Raw genomic sequence first — 1868 nt, forward strand, 5'->3', positions numbered from 1 at the left:
GGTGCGATCCAGTTCGGCCTTCAGCTGCGAGACGCGCTCGGCGACGTCCTCATCGGATCCGGAGCCGTCCACGATGGTGGTCGAGTCCTTGGTGATGGTCACGCGGCGGGCCGAGCCGAGCACCTCGGTGCCGACCTGGTCCAGCGACAGACCCAGCTCCGAGGAGACGACCTGGGCGCCGGTGAGGATGGCGATGTCCTGCATCATGGCCTTGCGGCGGTCGCCGAAGCCCGGGGCCTTGACGGCCACCACGTTCAGCAGGCCGCGCAGCTTGTTGACCACCAGGGTGGACAGGGCTTCGCCCTCCACGTCCTCGGCGATGATCAGCAGCGGCTTCTTCGTCTCCAGGACCTTTTCCAGCAGCGGCAGGAACTCTGCCACGGTGGAGATCTTGCCCGGGTTGATCAGGATCAGCGCGTCCTCCAGGACGGCTTCCTGGCGGTCGGTGTCGGTCACGAACTGCGGGGAGAGGTAGCCCTTGTCGAACTGCATGCCCTCGGTGACCACCAGTTCGGTGGCGGTGGTGGAGGACTCTTCGATGGTGATGACCCCGTCGGTACCCACGGTCTTGAAGGCCTCGGCGAGCAGTTCGCCGATTTCCTCGTCCTGGGCGGAGATGGCGGCCACGTTGGCGACCTTGTCCTCCACGTCCACGGCGTTCTTCGCCAGGCGGGCGGCGACGATCTCGGTGGCCAGTTCGATGCCCTTGCGGATATCGCCCGGGGCGGCGCCGGCGGCCACGTTCTTCAGGCCTTCCTTCACCAGTGCCTGTGCCAGCACGGTGGCGGTAGTGGTGCCGTCACCGGCCACGTCGTTGGTCTTGGTGGCCACTTCCTTGGCCAGCTGTGCGCCAAGGTTTTCGTAGGCGTCGTCCAGGTCGATGTCCCGGGCGATGGTCACCCCGTCATTGGTGATGGTCGGTGCGCCCCAGCTCTTGGCCAACACGACGTTGCGCCCGCGTGGGCCCAGGGTCACCTTCACGGTGTCGGCGAGCTTGTCGATGCCCGCCTCGAGGGCACGGCGTGCTTCCTCGTTGAATGCTAGCTGCTTGGCCATGCATTGACTCCCTATGAATTCTTGGGTCGTAGTCGACGCAAAGCCCCGAATCGCGAGGGTCTCGCTGCGCGGGGCTCGGTCGGCTACGAAAGGTGGGTGACGTTACTTGACGACAACTGCCAGCACGTCGCGGGCCGAGAGCACCAGGTACTCCTCGGCGCCGACCTTGACCTCGGTGCCCCCGTACTTCGAGTACAGCACGACGTCGCCTTCGTTGACGTCCAGCGGAACGCGGTTGCCGTTGTCGTCAATGCGACCCGGTCCAACGGCCACAACGGTGCCTTCCTGCGGCTTCTCCTTGGCGGAGTCCGGGATCACCAGGCCGGAGGCGGTGGTGGTTTCGGCTTCGACCTGCTTGATGACAATGCGGTCTTCGAGTGGCTTGATAGAGACAGACACAGTCTCTCCTTTTCGTTTATGAACCAATGGAAAAAACGGTAACGCCCCGTGGCATTGCTCCAACCGTCGTCGCGGTGCCAGTTGGTCATATCCAGTAAGGCATGGACTGCCGCGCCCGATCGGGATCGGGTACTGCATCCATTGATGACTTTAGGACGAAAATTAGCACTCGGTCAAGGCGAGTGCTAATGATCGGGATTCGTGTTGCTGCTGGTTCACTGACAGCTGACCCGGACCCGGCGGCAGGCCGGATCCGGGTCAGCGCGGAGAGCGGAGAATCGGGGTTAGCGCGGGTCCACCTCGACCAGGCCAGCATCCTCCGGGGAGGAGAGGTCCATGTCCTTCAGCGCAACCACCTTGGACTTGGTGAGCATGCGGTGGCCGAGCCACAGCGCCAGGAACAGCGGGATCCC

At 64.2% G+C, this 1868-nt stretch carries 2 protein-coding genes; both read right to left on the bottom strand.

Going from position 1 to position 1868, the window contains the following annotated elements:
• Window positions 1-1056 (bottom strand): chaperonin GroEL (groEL, locus tag RCJ92_RS15770; RefSeq protein ID WP_446755106.1); only part of this gene is annotated, 1056 nt, incomplete at its 3' end.
• A gap of 102 nt (window positions 1057-1158) precedes the next feature.
• Window positions 1159-1455 carry a co-chaperone GroES gene (gene groES / locus RCJ92_RS15775; RefSeq protein WP_054820525.1) on the bottom strand — a complete coding sequence of 99 codons (297 nt, stop codon included), beginning with the start codon at window positions 1453-1455 and terminating at the stop codon, window positions 1159-1161.
• Window positions 1456-1868 lie beyond the last annotated feature (413 nt).

This window comes from Glutamicibacter sp. BSL13 (assembly GCF_052928425.1).